We start from the raw sequence: 19,546 nt of genomic DNA, 5'->3' as shown, positions 1-19,546 counted from the left end.
CTTGACCACGGCTGAACATGCGTTTAATGTATTGAACATGCGTTCAGCGTCAGACGATCGCACCACGCGGGCCCGCCTGCGCGACACCGCGATCGAGGTCTTTGCGCGCGATGGGTTCGCCGCCACGGTCCGAACCATCGCGGAGGCGGCCGATGTGAGTCCGGGGTTGGTGATCCACCACTTCGGCAGCAAGGAGAAGTTGCGGGCGGAATGCGACGAGCTCGTGTTGCGCCGCACCCGGGAGGCGAACCGGACGAGCCTCGAAACGCGTCCGGGGGCACAGTCTTTCGCAGGTATCGTCACCAAACTCGACAATCTCGACGACGACGGACCACGCATGGTCTATCTCATCCGCAGCCTGCAGGCCGGGGGGCCGATGGCGCGCGAACTGCTCGAGCACCTCGCCGTCGACGCCGAGGCAACCTTCCGGGCCGGCGTCGCCGACGGAACCATCCGTGCCTCGCGCGACGAGACCGCACGCGCGCGCTACATGGTCGCGCAGTCGTTGGGCGCGCTGCTCGTCGACGTGGTGATGCATCCGCCTGACGACTGGTCCGACGCGGGGGCGATCCTGCGGTCCTACACCGACCGGGTCGTGGTACCGGCGACCGAGGTCGCCGTCCACGGCGTGATGGCCGACGAAGGCCTGCTCGACGCAGTGCTGACCTATCGGGAGGAACACGATGGCACACACGGATGACCTCGTCATCGAGGCCGAAGGACTGGTGAAGACATTCGGATCCTTCCGCGCTCTCGACGGCCTCGACCTCTCGGTCGGACGCGGTGAGATCGCGGGCTTCCTCGGACCGAACGGGGCGGGTAAGTCGACGACGATCCGCATCCTGTTGGGCATGTATCGCCGCGAAGGAGGGCATGCCGCGGTCTTCGGGGCGGACCCGGCGGTCGATGCGGTCGCCATCCACCGGCGACTGGCCTACGTGCCCGGGGATGTGAACCTGTGGCCGCAGTTGTCCGGGGGCGAGTGCATCGATCTGCTGCTCTCGCTACGCGGGGTGCGTCGCGAGTCCGCCACGCGCAAGGCCGAACTCATCGAGCGTTTCGATCTCGATCCCACCAAGAAAGCGGCGACCTATTCGAAAGGCAACCGGCAGAAGGTCGCCTTGGTCGCCGCGCTCGCCGCCGACTGCGAACTGCTGATCCTCGACGAGCCGACGTCGGGACTCGATCCGTTGATGACACGACAGTTCACCGAGTGCGTGCGTGAGGTGGCGGCCACCGGATCCGCGGTGCTGATGTCGAGCCACATTCTCGCCGAGGTCGAGGAACTCTGCGAGTCGGTCACCATCATCCGCGCCGGCAAGACGGTGCAGTCGGGCCCACTCGCCGAACTCCGTCACCTGCGTCGCTCGCGCGTGACCGCCACCATCGCCGGTGGCGGAGCCGACCTCGGGACCGTCGACGGGGTTCACGACTTCGACTCCACCGGCGACAGCGTGACGTTCACCGTCGACGACGCCGGGCTCGCCGGGGTGACGCGAGCACTGGCCGGCCACGATGTCCAGGCGTTGGCGGTCGAGCCGCCCAGCCTCGAGGAACTGTTCCTGCACGCCTACGGTGACGAGGAAGCGAGTGTCGCGCCATGACCGCCACACTCACCGCAGCACCGACGACGCGCACCACCGACCAGTTCGCGCAGACCTGGCGCCTGGTCGGGCTGATGGCACGACGGGAACGGATCATCGGGCTCGTCACCCTGGTGCTGTTCATCGCCATCAACGCCGCCACGGCTGCGCAGATCGCCGCGAGCTACTCGACTCCTGCCCAGCGGCAACTTCTCTTGAACGGCCCGGGATCGAATGCGGCGTTCCGCTTCCTGCTCGGTCCGTTGCAGAACCTGGAATCGACAGCCGCACTGACGGTCTGGCGAGCCGGGCTGTTCATGGTCGCCGCGCTCGGCGTGTGCGCGGTACTCATGGTCGTTCGGCATACCCGCGCCGAAGAGGAACTGGGTCGGTACGAACTGGTGCGCTCCTGCGCCACCGGACCGCTTGCGTCACTGGCCGCCGCCGCGATCGTCGCCAGCGGATTCTGTGTCGTCGTCGCACTGGGCATGTCGCTCATGCTGTTTCCCCTCGGAGGCACCGCATCCGGGGTGTTCTCGGTGTTCGCGCAGTACGCGACGACCGGACTGGCCGCCGTCGGTGCCGCATTGGTCACCGCTCAGGTCGCCAAGACCTCGCACATCGCCAACCTGACCGCAAGCGCCGTGGTCCTGATCGGCTACCTGTTGCGCGGGGTCGCCGACTCGATCGACGGATGGTCGTGGCTGCGCTGGGTGAGTCCGATGGGATGGGCCGAGGCGATCGACCCCTTCGGTGCCGACAATCTGTGGCCGGCTGTGGCGTCGTTGGCGGTGTTCGCCTGCGGCGCGGTCACCGCAGGTGTGGTGGTGATGCATCGCGACCTCGGGGCCGGACTGATCGAACCGAGGCCCGGGCCGTCGTCGAGCGCTCGCCTGGGATCCGTTGGCGCGGTGGCCTGGCGGACCACGAGGTCGCTGCTGGCGTCGTGGGTGGTCGGCATCGGGGTCTACGCGTTGATCGTGGGTTTCATGCAGCCGTCGGTGAACGAACTCGCCGAGGGCAACGAGCAGGTCACCAAGGTGCTGCAACAATCCGGGCTGGGTGGCGACCTGAGCCTGCTGTTCGTGATCACGATGGTCGCGTTCCTCGCGGTCGCGGCCAGCGCGTGGCCGGTCAATCTCGCGGAGCGGTTACGCACCGAGGAGGCCGGTGGTCGCACGGAGACGCTGCTGGGAACACCGTTGTCGCGCAGTCGGTTCTATCTCGTCCACGTGGTCCTCGCGTGGCTCGGGGTGGCGCTGGCGATGATGGTTGCGGCAACCGCATTGACCGTGGGAGACGGGATCGCCGGTGGCGGATGGTCCGAATCGGCGCGTCACAGCTTCGCCGCCGCGGGCGCGCAGATCCCGGCGGCCCTCGTCGTCGGGTCGATCGGGCTGGCGCTGTACGGGGTGCGGCCGGCGCTCGCTCATGTGGGATGGCTGATCGTGATCGCCGCACTGCTGCTGGGTCCGCTCGCCGGCATGTTCGGGCTGCCTCAGTGGGTCCACGATCTCTCGCCGTTCACGCACAGCCCGCAGGTGCCGGTGGCGTCCATGCAGTGGACTCCGATCGTCGTGATGGTTGCCGTCGCAGCGGTGTTCGTCGGAATCGGCTGGGCCGCGTTCCGTCGTCGCGACATCACCTGACCCACAGCACCCGTCCGCCGACAGCAACCCGTTTCCCGCTGACAGCAACCGGTTTCGCGTCGACAGCAACCGGTTTCCTGCCGAGAGCAACCCGAATCTCGCTGACAGCAACCGGTATGTCGCCGAGAGCAACCCGAATCTCGCCGACAGCAACCGGTATGTCGCCGAGAGCAACCCGAATCTCGCCGACAGCAACCCGAATCTCGCCGATGGCAACCCGTTTCCTGCCGACAGCAACCGGCACGTCGCCGACAGCAACCGGCCAATCGCTGACAGCAGCCCGTAGCCCGTCGAGACGATCTCGTGGGAGTGACCGGATGGTCAGAGGCCAGGGGCTGCCTTGACGTCACCCCAACCGTCGACGTCCTCGGGTCGACGCGGACCCGGGCCCGTGTAGATGGCAGCGGGGCGAACGAGTTTGCCGAGTCGCTTCTGTTCCAGAATGTGCGCACACCAGCCTGCGGTCCGACCGCAGGTGAACATCGCAGGCATCATGTGCGTCGGAACCTCGGCATAGTCGAGGATCACGGCCGCCCAGAATTCCACGTTGGTCTCGATGGCCCGGTCGGGGCGTCGTTCACGCAACTCGGTCAGAGCGGCCTGCTCGAGTGCGGCGGCCACCTCGAAACGGGGCACACCCAGTTCCTGCGCGGTCCTGCGCAGAACGCGGGCCCGCGGGTCCTCGGCGCGATACACCCGATGCCCGAAGCCCATCAACTTCTCTTTACGGTCCAGCACACCTCTGACGAGTCCGCGTGCGTCGCCGGTACGTTCGACCTCCTCGATCATCGGCAGCACGCGGGCGGGTGCGCCACCATGCAACGGTCCCGACATCGCGCCGATGGCCCCCGACAACGACGCGGCCACATCGGCACCGGTCGACGCGATCACCCGTGCGGTGAAGGTGGAGGCGTTCATGCCGTGCTCGGCGGCGCTCACCCAGTAGGCGTCGATGGCCTTGATGTGGTTCGGATCGGGGTCGCCCTTCCAGCGGGTCATGAAACGGGCGGTCACGGTGTCGCACTCGTCGATGATGTTCTGCGGGACGGCGGGCTGGTGGATACCGCGTGCCGACTGTGCGACGTACGACAGCGCCATCACCGACGCGCGGGCGAGATTGGCGCGGGCGGTGGCGTCGTCGATGTCGAGCAGCGGCTGGTAGCCCCAGATCGGTGCGAGCATGGCCAGCCCGGCCTGCACGTCGACGCGGACGTCGCCTGTGTGGATCGGCAGCGGGAAGGGTTCGGCCGGAGGGAGTCCGTCACCGAATCGTCCGTCCACGAGCAGCGCCCACACATCGGCGAAGGTGACGTTGTTCTCCACCAGGTCCTCGATGTCGACCCCGCGGTAGCGCAGGTTGCCGCCGTCCTTGTCCGGCTCGGCGATCTCCGTGGTGAAGGCGACAACACCTTCGAGGCCGGGGACGAAATCATCGGGAACTGAGTTGGACATCGAGACCACCTAACGTCGACACTGCGTCGTGTTGGATCACAAACCGGACCTCTAAGGACCTTAAAACACGAGCCTGAGGCCTCATCCCGGAGAGTAACAAGGCTGTGCGGAGTAGCCTCAGGAAAGTGGCCGAACCGATAGATCTGCCGAACATGCGTGTCGGCTACGGCGGAGGAATCCCACCCAATTACGGGGAGGGGGATCGCGCCGCCGGTGCCGACGGTGTCCGGGAGAATCTCGACCCCACCTGGCTGCGCGGCGATCCTCCGTGGCTGGAGTTGTTCGACGTGTGGATGACCGAGGCGGTCGATGCACGCATCCCGGAACCGAATGCGATGGTCCTCGGTACCGTCGACGCCGACGGGCGACCCGCCACACGCACGGTGCTGTGCAAGGGAGCCGAGGCGTCGGGTGTCGTGTTCTACACCGGGTACGAATCCGACAAAGGGCACGATCTGGCCGCCAATCCCTTTGCTGCCCTCACCTTCCCGTGGATCGCGCTCGAACGGCAGGTGCATTTCCGCGGTCCGATCGTGCACGTCACGATGGAGGAGACCCAGGAGTACTGGAACATGCGTCCGCGCGGATCCCAACTGTCGGCGTACGCGTCCGCGCAATCCGATCCGATCGGCAGTCGCGCCGAACTCGAGGCCAAGGCCGCCGAGGTCGCGGCGAGGTTCGGTGGTTTCGACGACGGGGACGAGGTGCCGGTCCCGTCGACGTGGGGCGGCTATCGGTTGGTGCCCGAGGTGGTGGAGTTCTGGCAGGGGAGGGCGAATCGTCTGCACAATCGCGTGCGTGCGACCAAGTTCTCCGACGGCTGGCGACTGGAGCGCTTGCAGCCGTAGGGGAGTGGGCCGGGAGCGATGACGGTGGACCGACGTCCGAATCGTATGGGGCAGAGGTGAGTTCGCCGCCGTCGACTCGTGCAACGATCTACCTCTTCGACGTGATCGGCACCCTCGGTCGTGCCGGTCAGGCCAGCGGTACTGGGTGCGACCCCATCGGACCTCAGCCCGTGCCAACCGCGGACCTTCCACGCAAACGCGAACGTAGCAACGTCCGCGGCCACGTGGAGGTTCCGCGGTTGCCATGACGGGAGCGATCGAGCGTCACCTTTACACTCTCTGGGTGCCTCGCCTCCTCGCCGATACCGCGCCGTTGCGCAACATACCGTTCCGGCGGCTGTGGTTGGCGAACATCGTCACCGTCATCGGGGCACAGCTCACGGTGGTCGCGGTGCCCGCACAGATCTACGAGATCACCGGCAGCTCCGCGTATGTGGGGCTGACGGGTGTGTTCGGTCTGGTGCCGCTGGTCGTGTTCGGTCTGTGGGGCGGTGCGATGGCCGACGTCATCGACCGCCGCACTCTGCTGATCATCACCTCGATCGGGCTCATCGTCTGCAGCGCCCTGTTCTGGATCCAGTCGGCATCGGGTGTCCGAAATGTCTGGATCATCCTGTCGCTCTTCGCTCTTCAGCAGGGCTTCTTCGCGGTCAATCAGCCGACACGCAGCGCGATCCTGCCGCGTCTGCTGCCGGATCGTCAGTTGCCGGCAGCGCTGTCGTTGAACATGACCGTCATGCAGGCCGGTGCCATCGCGGGTCCGCTGATCGGCGGCGCCCTGATTCCGGTGCTCGGCTATTCGCTGCTCTACTTCCTGGACACCGTGTTCCTGGTGCCGACGTTGATCGCGGTCGTCATGCTGCCCGCAATGCGGCCCGACACCGACGGCGAACGCAGGGTCGCAGGATTGCGATCGGTCATCGACGGATTGAAATACCTGGCCGGCCACAAGATCTTGATGGCATCGTTTCTCGTCGACCTCATCGCGATGATCTTCGGGATGCCCCGAGCGCTCTTTCCCCAGATGGCCCACGAGAACTTCGGTGGCCCGCCCAGCGGCGGCATCGCGTTCGCCCTGCTGTTCATCGCGATCTCGGCGGGCGCGGTCGTCGGTGGTGTGTTCTCCGGCTGGGTCAGTCATGTGCAACGTCAAGGTCTGGCGGTCATCGTCTGCGTCATCGTGTGGGGTGTGGCGATAGCCGGTGTCGGTGTTGCCGTGGGGATGGCCGGCGGCACCGCACTGCCCATGCTGCCGATCGCACTGGTCCTGCTGATGATCGGCGGCGCGGCGGACATGGCCTCGGCAGCGTTTCGTCAGTCGATTCTCCTCGCGGCGGCCACCGACGACGTGCGAGGTCGTCTGCAGGGCGTGTTCACCGTGGTTGTCGCCGGAGGCCCCCGCATCGCCGACGTGGTGCACGGCGCCGCTGCCGCATCGATCGGTGTCGCGGTCACGACGACGGCGGGCGGTATCGGCGTGGTGATCTTCACCGTCATTGCGGCGCTGGCAATTCCGGCATTCGTCGCTTATCGGGTCGGCCAGCACGCCTGAGGCGCGCGATCGGCCCGCTTCGCCGCTGATCAGCGAGGTCGGCCATTCGGTGCGACGATGGACGCCATGAGTGCGCCGGCCGACGAACACACAGGCACGTTTGCCGTGCCGGTCATCGACATCACCCCGTACACCCGCAACGGGACGGCCGCCGAACGCGCGGTGGTGGCCACCATGATCGACGACGCCGCAGGCACGGTCGGTTTCATGCAGATCGTCGGGCACCAGATCCCGTCCGCGGTCATCGACGAGTTCACCGCCGTCCTGGACGACTTCTTCGCGCTCAGCCTCGATCAGAAGAAGTCGTATCGCACGCCTCCGCAGATCAACAGAGGCTATGCTCCGCCCAAGTCGGAGTCGCTGTCGTTGAGCCTGGGCGTCGAGTCGGCGACGCGGATGAACGACTTCTTCGAGGCGTTCAACATCGGTGCCGAGGCCGCCGACTATCCGGGAGTGGATCTACCGGACGACCACTATGCGGCCAACACATGGCCCGCGGTCGACCACTTCCAAGCGGCGGTCTCCGCCTACTTCGCCGAGGCGCGACGGGTCGCACACACTCTGACCCGGATCTTCGCCGACGCCCTCGACCTTCCGCCCGACTTCTTCGACGGCTACACCGACCACTCGCTCGACGTGCTGCGGATGAACAACTACGCGTTGCCGCCCGGGGAGATCGAACTCGACGGTGAGCTGACCGGCATGGGTGAGCACACCGACTACGGCATCGTGACGGTGCTGTGGGCCGACCAGGTGCGCGGCCTGCAGGTGCTCGATCACCACGGCACGTGGCATGACGTGACACCCGAAGACGGTGCGCTGCTGATCAACCTCGGGGATCTGATGGCCCGCTGGACCAACGAGCGCTGGATGTCGACGCTGCACCGGGTCAAACCACCGGTTGTCGACGGTACCGTCGAGCGCCGACGATCAGCGGCCTTCTTCCACGACGGCAACATCGACGCCACCATCGCGACACTGCCGTCGTGCGTGGGAGCAGGAAGCCGGTACTCGCCGATCACAGTCGGCGAACACATCGGTGCCAAACTCGCGGGTTCACGTGCAGGACAGTCGAATCCGTACGCTCGACGCGAACGTGACCGCGTTCGTCAGGCGATGCGGCGAGGTATCGGGCAGCAGTAGCGTCCGGGTCGCCTCAGTCGGAGACGAGGCCCGGGTAGGTGGCCCTCCGGGCGGCGTGCACCGGGCAGTAGTGCATCGGGTTGTCGCGCTCGGCCCCCGAGGGCATGTTGCGCTCGGGCGTTTCCACCAACGGTGCGTCTGCGGTGACGCGGCCGTTGACTCGATCCCACGCATCGCGCGGACGTGGATGGCGCAGAAAACGTTTCGGCAACAGGCGATGCATCACCAGATTGACGCCGCGGCCGAGGAGCCGGAACAACCGCTCATCGCGCTCAGACCACGGCAGGCTCAGGATCTCCCGGACCGACTCGTCGTAGAAGCCGGTGGTCAGCCACGTGAAGAATCGTTGATTGTTCTCGGCCATGAACCGGAACCAGAACCATTCCGGGATGAAGGAGAGGAACGGTGGCGGCGGCAGCTTGCTGATGTCGAGGACCGTGCGTACCGCGGGATGGTCACGAAGAACGTTGTGACACATGTAATCCCAGTACTCGAGGAAGTCCTCGTAGGTGTCGGGGACCGGGCGCATGGACACGCCGTACTGCGCGTACCAATTCTTGGATTCGGAGAACAGTTGACGCTTCTGGGCTTCGGACAGCCACGGTCCGAAGCGCTCGCAGAGGCGCACGTTGCCGTACCAGAACGTGGCGTGCGCCCAATAGAAGACGTCGGGATCGAGTGCGTGGTACCGCGACCCGTCCTCCATGCGTCCCTTGATGTCGCGGTGGTAGTCGCGGACCTCGTGCCCGGTCGCGGCTCCGGGTTTGACGCTGTCGAACACCACACCGCTGATCGGGTAGAGCGAGCGCATCAGGCGTTGCCAGCGCTCGCCGAAGAAGTCCGAGTGCTCCCACACGGCGGCGCCGAGTTTGGGATGCATGTTCTGCATCGACCCGGCCCACAGTCCCTGGAACATGCCGGTCCAGGTGCCCCAGATCTGCCAGGTCAGCGAGTCCGGGCCCAGTGGCGGATAGTCCTCGGGACGCCGGGACGGCGACTCGGCGGGCTCGTCGGTGGACACGTCCGCAGAATTCGCCAGCACCTCGGTCATGAGACGAAAGTCTAAGTTCGTCTCAGTGGGCTGTCAAAGGTTTCCGTCGCGGCGGTCGCGATCCACCGGCGGGTCATCGCAGGCGGAAGCGGATTCGTTGCCCGGCGACGAACTGGGCCGCACGGTCGATGGCGGCCGGTGTCAGGACAGCGACGACGGGATATCCGCCGGTCACCGGGTGGTCGGCGAGAAAGATGACCGGGCGACCACTCGGCGGCACCTGCACCGCACCGTGCGGGATGCCCTCCGACGCGAGTTCCGCGTTCTCCGGTCCGTGGACCACGAGCGGGGCGGCATCGCCGTCGGGACGATCGAGGCGGACACCGACGCGATTGCTCTGGGCGCTCACCTCCCAGATCCCCGCCCCGAGGTTGTCTGGTGACAACACGTGGTCTCGGCGCGGGCCGGCCGCGGCGTCGAGGATGACGACCTCCTGCGCGGCGAAGCCGACAGGTGCGGTCGAGGCCGCAGGCCACTCACCCTCCTCATGGCCGACAGGGAGGGTGACGCCGGCTCGCAGAGGGTCCGGTCCGAGGTCGGACAGGGTGTCCGTGGACCGCGACCCCAGCGTCGGCGGAACGTCGAGGCCGCCACGCACCGCAACGTAGTTCCGGCAGCCGACCGACGGGACGTCGACGGAGATCTCGGCGCCGTCGGGAACGGTCAGGGCGGCGTGAGCGCCCGCAGGCGCCCCCTCGACCAGGACCTCTGTCGGCGCCCCGGTGACAGCGACGACCAGCGTTCCGTGCGCGCGAATCCGCAAGCGGCCCAACGTCGTCTCGATCACCGCCGCCGACTCGGGGTTCCCGACGAGCCGGTTCGCGAGTGTCAACGACCCCCGATCGGCGCCACCGGATCGGGGGACACCCAGGTGTGCGTAACCCGGACGGCCGAGATCCTGGACGGTTGCCAGGGGGCCCGGATCCATCACGGTGATCGCCTTCACGACGGCACCGCATCGGTCGTCACGACGAATCGGACCAGCGCCCCTGGTTCGAGAACGGCCGGGGGAGTGGCACTGTCGTCCCACATCTGCATCGTGGTGTGCCCCAGGAGGTGCCATCCGCCGGGACTCTCGCGCGGATAGACCGCGCTGTATCCCGCGGCGATCGCCACCGAACCGTCGGGGACACGGTGCCGGGATTCGTGGCGTCTCCCGATGTCCTGGAACGGGTGATCCGGGGCCTTGTGCGGTACGAGGTACCCGAAGCCGGGTGCGAAACCCATGAACTGCACACGCCACACGGTCTCGGAGTGGATGCGGATCACCTCGTCGGCGGCGACGCCGAGTTGCGTGGCCACGTCGGCGAGGTCCGGACCGTCGTAGACGACCGGGATCTCGACCGCCGTCCCGGTACCGGCGTGCGCCGACATCTCGTGCGCCGTTCGAAGCGTGCGATGCACGCCGAGTACGTCGATGCCGCTCCCGGACTCGGCCTGCACCAAAACGGTGTGTTCGCTGGGGATCACATCGGTGACGGAGGGAAGTGCCCCGGACTGCACGGCATGGCGCAGAGCCGCGGTTGCCTCGTCGACGGCACTGCCCGGCGACGGCTCCGTCGCGAAATCGAGCAACACCGCATCGGGACCGGCGGGCAACTCTCGCATGTGCACAACCTACGTGTGGACGGCCCGTCGGGTGGCAGGATGTTCGGCACAGGAGGTGACGATGCGCGAGATCGTGGTCTGTGGTGAGGCACTCGTCGACGTCGTGCAGACAACGTCGACGCGACCGGCCACGGGGCGACTGGCGCCGCTGCAACCGGCGCTGGGTGGAGGTCCGTTCAACGTCGCGGTCACGCTCGGGCGACTGGGCAGTGCGGTGTCGATGTGCACGGCCGTCTCCACCGACGACTACGGCGACGCGATCGTGACCGCACTGCAATACAGCGGTGTCGGGACCACGCTGATCCAGCGACGTGACGAACCGACCTCGCTGGCGCTCGCCACCGTCGGCGACGATTCGGCCGCACACTATTCGTTCTATGTCGAGGGCACAGCCGACCGGCTGGTCGCCGATCCGGGTTCGTTCCCCTCGACGGTGGCCGCGGTCTGCTTCGGCACCTTGTCGATGGTGTTGGAACCCGGCGCGACTGCGTATGAGCGGATTCTGCGGCGTAGTCATCAGGAGGGGCGTCTGGTGGTGGTCGATCCGAACATCCGTGCCGCGGTGATCGCCGATCATGACGCGTACCGGCGGCGTCTCGCCTCCTGGATGAGTGCCGTCGACGTCGTCAAACTCTCCGACGAAGATGCGGTCTGGTTGGCGGCCGGTCCTGCCGGGACGACGCCCGCGGACTGGTTGGCGGCTGGTGTCTCCGCGGTCATCACAACAGCCGGACCGCAGGGCATCACGGTCACCACCCGGAGTGGATCCGTCACGGTTCCCGCAACAAAAGCCCAGGTGGTGGACACTATCGGGGCTGGTGACAGCGTCATGGGGGGTGTCATACATCACCTCGACCGGATCGGCGCACTTTCGCCGTCCGCGGCCGCCGAAATGAGCCTGGAAGACTGGAGTGCGACTGCGGAATACGCAGGTCAAGTAGCTGCCATCACGGTGTCTCGGCAAGGGGCGGACCCTCCGTGGGCGAGCGAGCTGGCAAGCGACTAGGTTGATAACCAACAGAGTCCTCACCCGGATCTGCATTGAACAAACTCTCACCTGAGTAAAGGGGTTCGTGTGTCCGCTGAAACAGTCCCAGCTGACCAAACGTCCGATACCGCCTCAGCGACGTTCGTCTACCCCGGTGGTCAGCTGGAGCTCCCCATCCTGAAGGCCACCGAGGGAGCTGACTCCGTCGGCCTGGGGAAGTTCCTGGCCGAGACCGGGCTGACGACCTTCGACGGTGGATTCGTGAACACGGCGTCGACGAAGTCGGCCATCACCTACATCGACGGCGACGCCGGCATCCTGCGCTATCGCGGCATCCCGATCGAGCAGTTGGCCGAGAAGTCGACGTTCATCGAGGTCAGCTATCTCCTGATCTACGGAGAGCTCCCCACCCCGGCGCAGCTCGAGGACTTCACCGACAAGATCCGTCGGCACACCTTGCTGCACGAGGACCTCAAGCGCTTCTTCGACGGCTTCCCGCGCAACGCACACCCGATGCCGGTGCTCTCGTCCGCGGTCAACGCGCTGTCGGCCTACTACCAGGACTCGCTGGACCCGAAGGATCCCGAGCAGGTCGAACTGTCCACCATCCGACTGCTCGCCAAGCTGCCGACGATCGCGGCCTACGCCTACAAGAAGTCGGCGGGTCAGCCGTTCCTCTACCCGGACAACTCGCTCAGCCTCGTCGAGAACTTCCTGAGGATGACCTTCGGCTTCCCGGCGGAGCCCTACGAGGTCAACCCAGAGGTCGCCAAGGCGCTCGACATGCTGTTCATCCTGCATGCCGACCACGAGCAGAACTGCTCCACCTCCACGGTGCGCCTGGTGGGGTCGTCGCAGGCCAACCTGTTCACCTCGGTCTCCGGTGGCATCAACGCCCTGTGGGGACCGCTGCACGGTGGCGCCAACCAGGCGGTTCTCGAGATGCTCGAGGACATCAAGAACTCCGGCGGCGACACCAAGGCCTTCATGAACAAGGTCAAGAACAAAGAAGACGGTGTGAAGCTCATGGGCTTCGGTCACCGCGTCTACAAGAACTACGATCCGCGCGCGGCGATCGTCAAGAAGACCGCCGACACGATCTTGGATTCGCTTGGCGTGCACGATGATCTGCTCGACATCGCCAAGGGCCTGGAAGAGGTCGCGCTCAGCGACGACTACTTCATCGAGCGCAAGCTGTACCCGAACGTCGACTTCTACACCGGCGTGATCTACCGGGCGATGGGCTTCCCGACCCGCATGTTCACGGTTCTGTTCGCCCTCGGCCGGCTGCCCGGCTGGATTGCGCACTGGCGTGAGATGCACGACGACCCGAGTGGCAAGATCGGCCGCCCGCGTCAGCTCTACACCGGCTACACCGAACGTGATTACGTGGCCATGGGACAGCGCTGACGCCCTGCCCTGACCACCTCGTCCCGACACGACTCAAAGGAGAGTCCCGTTGACCAGCGCTGAGAAGCCCGAAGTCGAATTCCCGGAAGGTCCCGCTCCCACCGAGCTGGAGATCAAGGACATCATCGTCGGTGACGGTGACGAGGCCCAGCGCGGTGGCGTCGTGGACGTGCACTACGTCGGCGTCGAGTACGAGACCGGCGAGGAGTTCGACTCGTCCTGGGACCGCGGCCAGTCGGCGAACTTCCCGCTCGAGCGTCTGATCCCGGGCTGGCAGGAGGGTATCCCCGGCATGAAGGTCGGCGGACGCCGTCAGCTCACCGTGCCGCCGGAGCTCGCCTACGGACCCGCCGGTGCCGGTCATCGACTGTCGGGCAAGACCCTCGTGTTCGTCATCGACCTGCTGGGCGTCGGGTAGCCGACGACAGCGAGTGGCACGATGCCACACCGCCCCAGCACTCTGCTGTGGCTTCGACGCGATCTGCGTCTGAGCGATCTGCCGCCTGCTGCCGCCGCACAGGAGGCGGGCGGCGACATCCTTGTCTGCTTCGTCGTGGACCCGCGACTCGAGAAGTCGTCGGGTCCACGACGTTTGGCTTTTCTGTACGACTCGTTGCGAGATCTGGACGAGCAGTTGTCCGGTCGGCTGCTGGTCGTCCGCGGTGATCCCGCGGCGGAGATACCGCGACTCGCGTCTGCGATCGACGCGACCTCGGTACACGTGTCCGCCGACCACTCGCCCTACGGTCGCCGACGTGATGCAGCCGTAGAAACCGCCCTAGGTGACATCGCGTTGCGCGCCAAGGGATCTCCCTATCTCGTGTCACCCGGACGGATCCTCAAGGGCGACGGCGAGCCCTACCGGGTGTTCACTCCCTTCCACCGACAGTGGCGGGCCGCTCTTGATCGAAGGTCGACTGGAAGACAGGCGAGTGATCGACAGGCGAGGTCGCCGTTGAGATCGCGCGACGTGGTGAACCCAGGTGACCTGCGACGGTCCGGGCGGATTCGGATACCGCCTGCTCCCTGCGCACTGCCCATCGAGGCAGGCGAGAGGGCAGCGCGACGGCGCTGGTCGGAGTTCGTCGCGGACGGACTGGACCACTACGACGTCGACCGAGATCGGCCCGACCGTGACGCGAGCAGCCGGATGTCGGCATACCTCAAGTTCGGTAACATCCATCCACGCGCGATGCTCGCCGACCTCGGACGCTCGGCGGGCGCCCAGGCCTATCTGCGGGAGCTGGCATTCCGCGACTTCTATGCCGACGTCCTCTTCCATTGGCCGCAAAGCCGGTGGCGCAACTGGAATTCTGGTTTCGACGACATCGCCTTGGACACCGACGACGCAGCGCGGGAGCGGTTCGACGCATGGAAAGAAGGTCGCACGGGATTCCCGTTCGTCGATGCTGGCATGCGGGAGCTCGCCGAGACCGGATTCATGCACAACCGGCTTCGCATGGTCGTGTCGTCGTTCCTGGTCAAGGATCTACACCTGCCGTGGTGGTGGGGAGCCCGATGGTTCCTCGAGCAACTCGTCGACGGTGACATCGCGTCCAATCAGCACGGCTGGCAGTGGGCGGCGGGTACGGGAACCGATGCGGCACCGTACTTTCGGGTGTTCAACCCCGAGACGCAGGCCAAGAAGTTCGACCCGGACGGAGCCTATGTCCGCCGATGGGTGCCCGAGTACGGCTCCGATCGGTATCCGTCGCCCATCGTCGACCATCAGACCGAACGCGTCGAAGCGCTGCGTCGGTTCCGTTCGCTCTGAGACCGCAGGTTCGTTTGGCGTAGAGCATGTCTCGAGCGAAATCGGCGTGCCGCGTGGCGTTCAGCGTGCGAGAGTCAGTGCCTCCGTCCACTTCACGCGAGTGCCGGTGTGCAGGATCGACCGCTGGTAGATGCGCGCGGCGAGCCATGTCGCGACGGCGCACGCCAGGATCATCAGGGCGAAGGTCACGACCACCTGGAGGGCAGAGGTGTCCCCGGTCGCGATCCGGATGGGCATGAGTGCTGCGCTGAACGGTGGAATCCACGTCAGTGCCTCTATGAACGTGGAATCGAGAGCCTGGATGCCGAACACTCCCGAGTACATGACGCCCATGGCGAGGATGGTCAGCGGAGCCGAACTCGCGCCGAGTTCCTCTTGTCGCGATACCAGCGCTCCGGTGGCCGCATACAGGGTTGCGAAGAACAAGAACCCCAGCAGGAACCAGGCGATCACTGCGGCGAACATGCCGACCGCGGCGCCCGGAACGGTCAGGAGTCCCGTGATCTGGCCCGCTATCAGCGCAGTCGCACCGAGTACCAGCACCTGCCCCAGCGCGATCGCTCCGATGCCGATGATCTTGCCCCACAACAGATGCAGAGGTTTGATCGTGGCCAGCAACAGCTCGACCACCCGGGACGTCTTCTCCTCGACGACGCCGGCAGCGACCATCGATCCGCCCATCATGATCGCGGTGATCAGCAAGATCGTCCCCACGAGGGCGATCACGATCCGTTGCCCCTCATCGGGTTTGTCCGGAGTCGTCTGTTCGAGAGCCAGAGTGGCGCGCGGCAGGGTTGCGGTGTCGACACCGCGTTCGGCCAGAGCACGGTCGAGCCCGGTTTGGTCGACCGACGATCGCAGGACCCCGTCGAGGGTCGGGTCCAGCCCGCTCTCCGATATGGCTGTGTACTGGTTGGCCGACGGCCCGGGTACGAGTGCCGCATCGAGGTCTCCGTCGGCGACGCGGCTGCGGGCGTCGGCAGTGGTGGCGACGGGCACGACATCGACGTCGGTGCCGGTGGCGGTGCCGAAGTTCTCGATGGTGTGGGACAGCGATGATTCGGCGCCCACCACACCGATCCGTTTGGTGTCGTCTCCTCCGGTCAGGGCGGAGATCACGATCGCGCCGATCACGATGACGGCCATCAGCAGTCCGGTGCTGATCAGGAACGACCTGGTCTTGGCGCGGGTCACGATCTCACGTTCGGCGACCAGCCAGATCGAATGAGCTGCGCGGGTTTCGGTGGGCTGCGCGGTGTCGGTCATGCCGAGACCACCTCTCGGAACAGTTCGGTCAGGGACGGGGTGGAGGTCGCGAACCGATGCACCGGACCGGCGCGGAGTGCGGCGGCGAGGATTGCCTGATCGTCGGCCTGTGCGTCGATCCGCAGTGCGGTCCGGCCGATCGACGGGTCGTAGTCGGCAGACAGCACACCGGACAGGCCGTCGGCCCAGGGCTCGGCGGTCGACGGTCCGTCGATCTCGAGTGTGATGCCCTCGCGGGCGCGGAGATCGTCGACGCGGCCCTGGGCCCGCATCCGACCCCGGACGACGATCCCGACACGATCGCAGAGTCGCTGTACCAGCTCGAGCTGGTGCGACGAGAAGATCACCGGGATGCCCTCGGCGGCCTTCTCTTTCAGGACGTCACTCATCACGTCCACCGCAACCGGGTCGAGACCGGAGAACGGTTCGTCGAGCACGAGGACCGCGGGATCGTGGATGAGGGCAGCGGCGAGCTGCACGCGTTGCTGGTTGCCGAGGCTCAGGTCGGCGACGTCGTCGTCGACGCGGCTCTCCACGCCGAGACGAGACGTCCACCGCTGCATGCTCTCCTGCGCTGCGGCGGCGGACATGCCGTGCAGTCGGGCCAAGAAGATCAGCTGGTCGCCGACCTTCATCTTGGGATACAGCCCGCGTTCTTCTGGCATGTACCCGATTCGACGGCGCATGTGCAGGTCGATGGGGCGATCACCGAGGCACACCCGGCCGGAGTCGGCGCCGAGGACGCCGAGGATGATGCGCATCGTCGTCGACTTCCCGGCACCGTTACTGCCGACGAACCCGAAGATCTCGCCCGGGGTGACGTGAAAGGTCATGTCCTGCAGAGCCACCAGATCGCCATATCGTTTGTGCAGGCCGTCGATGACGAGCGGGTCGTTCATCACTCACTCCGTTCGTTGTGGTCGGTGACGTAGTCTTCCGGATCGGGGTCGGACATCCACCACGTGACCAGCATCGTCGGCACCTGGGCGGCGAAGACCATGAGGACGATCATGACGATGGCGGTTCCGTAGACGGCGCTGCCACTGACCTGATCGCGCATGCTCAGGACGATCAGGATGGCGTACGGGATGAACATCAGCGTGTAACACACGAAAAAACCGATCGAGCGTGCCGAATTGCGTTGCGCCAGTTGGATCTCGTCCAGGGCGGCCGGTGGGGTGTCGGCGATCGATCCCGTGACGATGCGCAGCAGGTACATGCAGACGCCGGTTGCTATGACGGAGGCGAAGAACAGTACGAAGAACCAGTTCGTGAAGAACGACATCACCGCGCCGATCAGGCCGATCGTCAGTGCGACGAGCTGTGCCACCACCAGCGTTCGATAGCCGCGGCGATTGCGCCAACCGGGCAACCGGCCGGCGTTCTTGGCGTTGAACTTCAGATGCTGTTCTGCGCGGTACTCGTCCACACGGCGCCAGAGCGACGGCGTCGCCTCTGGCGGGATCGCCGAGTTGGGGTCGCTCATCGTGCACCTCCGGGGTCTGATCGGTGGATCGTCGATTGGTCGTCCGGGGAAGGCCGCCCGTACAACTCGGCCGACATGGCGCCGAACTCGGTGCGGCTGAAGACCGCCTCCACGGGAAGGTCGAACACGGCACAGATCCGGAACGCCAGGTCGAGGCTCGGGTAGTTGTCGCCGCGCTCCAGCGCGCCGACGGATTGGACGTTGATCCCGACCGACTCGGCCAGCTGGGCCCGGGTCATTCTCCGCTCGGCGCGCAGGACGCCGATGCGGTTGTAGATCGGGAGCTTCTCGCCCCGTCGAACTGGACTCACCTAATCAAGTGTTGGGAAAACACAACAGTTTGTCAACCCGCCCCTACGTGACAGCAACCGATATCTCGCCGACAGCAACCGGATTTTCGCCGACAGCAACCACGCGGCCCCATCCCTCGCCTTACGATCGGCGATCCTCCGTTGCCGTCGCGAAGATCTCGGTTGCCGTCGCGAAGATATCGGTTGCTGTCGGCGGGGATGCGGTTGCTGTCGCGTGGGCGGCGTGCGGTCAGCGAGTGGGGTGGGTGGGTGCCGAAGGGGCGGGACGGGCCAGGATGTCGGCGACGTTGCGGGCGGCTTCGCGGCCCGCGCGATTGGCGCCGATCGTCGAGGCCGACGGTCCGTACCCGAGGAGTTGCACGCGTGGTTCGGCCGCCACCGTCGTGGTCAAACGGCCGGTCATCGTGATCCCGCCGCCGGGGCCTCGAAGATGCAGTGGGGCAAGGTGATCCAGCGCGCTTCGGAAGCCGGTGTTCCAGAAGATCACGTCGACGTCGAGGTGGTCGATTCCCTCGCTGCCCGCGACCGCACAATCCCAACAGACGCCGGTTTCGGTGATCCTGGTGAACATGGGGCGCCAGGAGAGGATGCCGTCGTCGAGGGCTGCGCGGATCGTTGGGGTGAGGGCGAGACCGGTCACCGACACCACCGAGGTCGGGGGCAGGCCGGCACGTACGCGTTCTTCGACGCGCGCGACCGCGGCGCGTCCTTTCCTCGGGTCGAAGGGCGTCGGGTCGAAGACGGGTTCGGTGCGCGAACACCAGAAGGTCTCGACGTCGGGCGCTCGCCGGGCGATCTCGATGAGCAGTTGGACGGCCGAGATTCCCGCGCCGACCACCAGGACCCGCTTCCCGGCGAACTCCTCCGGACCGGAGTAGTCGTGTGTGTGCAACTGTCGTCCGCGGAAGTCGCCGATCCCGGGGATGTGGGGGACGAACGGGCGTTCCCATGTCCCGGTGGCGTTGATGACTGTGAAGGTGTCGATCGTGCGGCCGTCGCCGAGTGTGGCGACGAAACCATCGTCGGCATATTCCACCGTGCGGACCGACACCGGCCGGTGGACACGAAGGTCGTACCGGTCCTCGTACGCGCCGAAATACTCGGGCACCACGGTGGACGCGGGAAAGACGCCGACCTCGCCGTCGAGTGCATCGGCGAGGCCGAATCCGGGCAGGTCGTGAATGCGGTTGGTGCCGTCGAGGGTCAGTGTCGGCCACCGGAACTGCCACGCTCCGCCGGGCCCGGGCGCGTGATCGAGCAGCTGATACCGATCGCCGAGCCCAAAACGCTGCAGGAAGTACGCCGCCGACAGCCCTGCCTGACCGCCGCCGATCACCAGCACATCGCACGCCGGGTCGACGTCGGGAGGCGAAAGGTGGGCCGTCACAACGGTCAGTCTGTCATCGCCGGAGGCCGTCGGGGGAG

General features: G+C 66.2%; 20 protein-coding genes. 10 read left to right on the top strand and 10 right to left on the bottom strand.

Features of this window, described 5'->3' with window-relative positions; all coding sequences use genetic code 11:
* The first annotated feature begins 37 nt into the window (after positions 1–37).
* The 3 genes from AAFP35_RS12905 to AAFP35_RS12895 are packed head-to-tail and all read left to right on the top strand — an operon-like array spanning position 38 to position 3,232.
* Complete coding sequence (locus AAFP35_RS12905) at positions 38–700, top strand: TetR family transcriptional regulator (protein ID WP_419222030.1); 663 nt, start codon at positions 38–40, stop codon at positions 698–700.
* Positions 684–1,604, top strand: coding sequence for an ATP-binding cassette domain-containing protein (locus AAFP35_RS12900; RefSeq protein ID WP_419222029.1), 921 nt, complete (start codon positions 684–686; stop codon positions 1,602–1,604). Before AAFP35_RS12905 ends, AAFP35_RS12900 begins: the two co-directional genes overlap by 17 nt.
* A complete protein-coding gene (locus AAFP35_RS12895) occupies positions 1,601–3,232 on the top strand; it encodes an ABC transporter permease (protein WP_419222028.1) in 1,632 nt (543 codons plus the stop codon). The genes AAFP35_RS12900 and AAFP35_RS12895 overlap by 4 nt, the downstream gene beginning before the upstream one ends.
* On the opposite strand, the gene AAFP35_RS12890 is transcribed toward AAFP35_RS12895, so the two are convergent.
* Together AAFP35_RS12890 and AAFP35_RS12885 are read right to left on the bottom strand one after the other, a co-directional pair.
* Positions 3,225–3,476, bottom strand: coding sequence for a hypothetical protein (locus AAFP35_RS12890; RefSeq protein WP_419222027.1), 252 nt, complete (start codon positions 3,474–3,476; stop codon positions 3,225–3,227). The genes AAFP35_RS12895 and AAFP35_RS12890 overlap by 8 nt on opposite strands.
* A 77-nt stretch (positions 3,477–3,553) precedes the next feature.
* The gene (locus AAFP35_RS12885; RefSeq protein ID WP_419222026.1) at positions 3,554–4,684 is read right to left on the bottom strand and encodes a citrate synthase 2; all 1,131 of its coding nucleotides are present in this window, start codon (positions 4,682–4,684) and stop codon (positions 3,554–3,556) included.
* A gap of 152 nt (positions 4,685–4,836) precedes the next feature.
* Here AAFP35_RS12885 and pdxH point away from each other — a divergent pair, with 152 nt between their 5' ends.
* From pdxH to AAFP35_RS12870, 3 genes are all read left to right on the top strand, one after another.
* Positions 4,837–5,532, top strand: coding sequence for a pyridoxamine 5'-phosphate oxidase (gene pdxH, locus AAFP35_RS12880; RefSeq protein WP_419222249.1), 696 nt, complete (start codon positions 4,837–4,839; stop codon positions 5,530–5,532).
* Between the two features lie 283 nt (positions 5,533–5,815).
* Entirely contained in the window at positions 5,816–7,084 is a 1,269-nt protein-coding gene (locus AAFP35_RS12875; protein ID WP_419222025.1) for an MFS transporter, read from the top strand.
* Between the two features lie 57 nt (positions 7,085–7,141).
* Positions 7,142–8,227 carry an isopenicillin N synthase family dioxygenase gene (locus AAFP35_RS12870; protein ID WP_419222024.1) on the top strand — a complete coding sequence of 362 codons (1,086 nt, stop codon included), beginning with the start codon at positions 7,142–7,144 and terminating at the stop codon, positions 8,225–8,227.
* A gap of 13 nt (positions 8,228–8,240) precedes the next feature.
* Here AAFP35_RS12870 and AAFP35_RS12865 read toward each other — a convergent pair whose 3' ends face one another.
* The 3 genes from AAFP35_RS12865 to AAFP35_RS12855 form a co-directional block, all read right to left on the bottom strand.
* Entirely contained in the window at positions 8,241–9,278 is a 1,038-nt protein-coding gene (locus AAFP35_RS12865) for an oxygenase MpaB family protein (RefSeq protein ID WP_419222023.1), read from the bottom strand.
* A gap of 73 nt (positions 9,279–9,351) precedes the next feature.
* The gene (locus tag AAFP35_RS12860; RefSeq protein ID WP_419222022.1) at positions 9,352–10,224 is read right to left on the bottom strand and encodes a biotin-dependent carboxyltransferase family protein; all 873 of its coding nucleotides are present in this window, start codon (positions 10,222–10,224) and stop codon (positions 9,352–9,354) included.
* Complete coding sequence (locus AAFP35_RS12855; RefSeq protein WP_419222021.1) at positions 10,221–10,886, bottom strand: 5-oxoprolinase subunit B family protein; 666 nt, start codon at positions 10,884–10,886, stop codon at positions 10,221–10,223. The genes AAFP35_RS12860 and AAFP35_RS12855 overlap by 4 nt, the downstream gene beginning before the upstream one ends.
* A 61-nt stretch (positions 10,887–10,947) precedes the next feature.
* On the opposite strand from AAFP35_RS12855, the gene AAFP35_RS12850 reads away from it, so the two are divergent.
* The 4 genes from AAFP35_RS12850 (at position 10,948) to AAFP35_RS12835 (ending at position 15,058) form a co-directional block, all read left to right on the top strand.
* On the top strand, positions 10,948–11,892 hold the full coding sequence (locus AAFP35_RS12850; protein WP_419222020.1) for a carbohydrate kinase family protein: 945 nt from the start codon (positions 10,948–10,950) through the stop codon (positions 11,890–11,892).
* Positions 11,893–11,961: 69 nt separating this feature from the next.
* Positions 11,962–13,284, top strand: coding sequence for a citrate synthase (locus tag AAFP35_RS12845; protein WP_419222019.1), 1,323 nt, complete (start codon positions 11,962–11,964; stop codon positions 13,282–13,284).
* 49 nt (positions 13,285–13,333) lie between these two features.
* Positions 13,334–13,702, top strand: coding sequence for an FKBP-type peptidyl-prolyl cis-trans isomerase (locus AAFP35_RS12840; protein ID WP_419222018.1), 369 nt, complete (start codon positions 13,334–13,336; stop codon positions 13,700–13,702).
* A gap of 21 nt (positions 13,703–13,723) precedes the next feature.
* A complete protein-coding gene (locus AAFP35_RS12835) occupies positions 13,724–15,058 on the top strand; it encodes a cryptochrome/photolyase family protein (protein ID WP_419222017.1) in 1,335 nt (444 codons plus the stop codon).
* A gap of 60 nt (positions 15,059–15,118) precedes the next feature.
* Here AAFP35_RS12835 and AAFP35_RS12830 read toward each other — a convergent pair whose 3' ends face one another.
* The 5 genes from AAFP35_RS12830 to AAFP35_RS12810 all read right to left on the bottom strand — a co-directional run bounded on the left by AAFP35_RS12830 (position 15,119) and on the right by AAFP35_RS12810 (position 19,508).
* Positions 15,119–16,324 carry an ABC transporter permease gene (locus AAFP35_RS12830; RefSeq protein ID WP_419222016.1) on the bottom strand — a complete coding sequence of 402 codons (1,206 nt, stop codon included), beginning with the start codon at positions 16,322–16,324 and terminating at the stop codon, positions 15,119–15,121.
* Positions 16,321–17,223 carry an ABC transporter ATP-binding protein gene (locus AAFP35_RS12825; RefSeq protein WP_419222015.1) on the bottom strand — a complete coding sequence of 301 codons (903 nt, stop codon included), beginning with the start codon at positions 17,221–17,223 and terminating at the stop codon, positions 16,321–16,323. Before AAFP35_RS12825 ends, AAFP35_RS12830 begins: the two co-directional genes overlap by 4 nt.
* Positions 17,223–17,810 (bottom strand): hypothetical protein, encoded by a 588-nt coding sequence (locus tag AAFP35_RS12820; protein ID WP_419222014.1) that lies wholly within the window; start codon positions 17,808–17,810, stop codon positions 17,223–17,225. The genes AAFP35_RS12825 and AAFP35_RS12820 overlap by 1 nt, the downstream gene beginning before the upstream one ends.
* On the bottom strand, positions 17,807–18,121 hold the full coding sequence (locus AAFP35_RS12815; protein ID WP_419222013.1) for a helix-turn-helix transcriptional regulator: 315 nt from the start codon (positions 18,119–18,121) through the stop codon (positions 17,807–17,809). The genes AAFP35_RS12820 and AAFP35_RS12815 overlap by 4 nt, the downstream gene beginning before the upstream one ends.
* A gap of 229 nt (positions 18,122–18,350) precedes the next feature.
* Positions 18,351–19,508 carry an NAD(P)-binding domain-containing protein gene (locus AAFP35_RS12810; RefSeq protein ID WP_419222012.1) on the bottom strand — a complete coding sequence of 386 codons (1,158 nt, stop codon included), beginning with the start codon at positions 19,506–19,508 and terminating at the stop codon, positions 18,351–18,353.
* Positions 19,509–19,546: the final 38 nt, after the last annotated feature.

The sequence above is a fragment of the Gordonia sp. CPCC 206044 genome (assembly GCF_048537895.1).
In the GTDB taxonomy this organism is placed as follows: domain Bacteria; phylum Actinomycetota; class Actinomycetes; order Mycobacteriales; family Mycobacteriaceae; genus Gordonia.
Note: the sequence above shows the minus strand (reverse complement) of the source record. Positions and strands in the feature narration are given on the sequence as shown.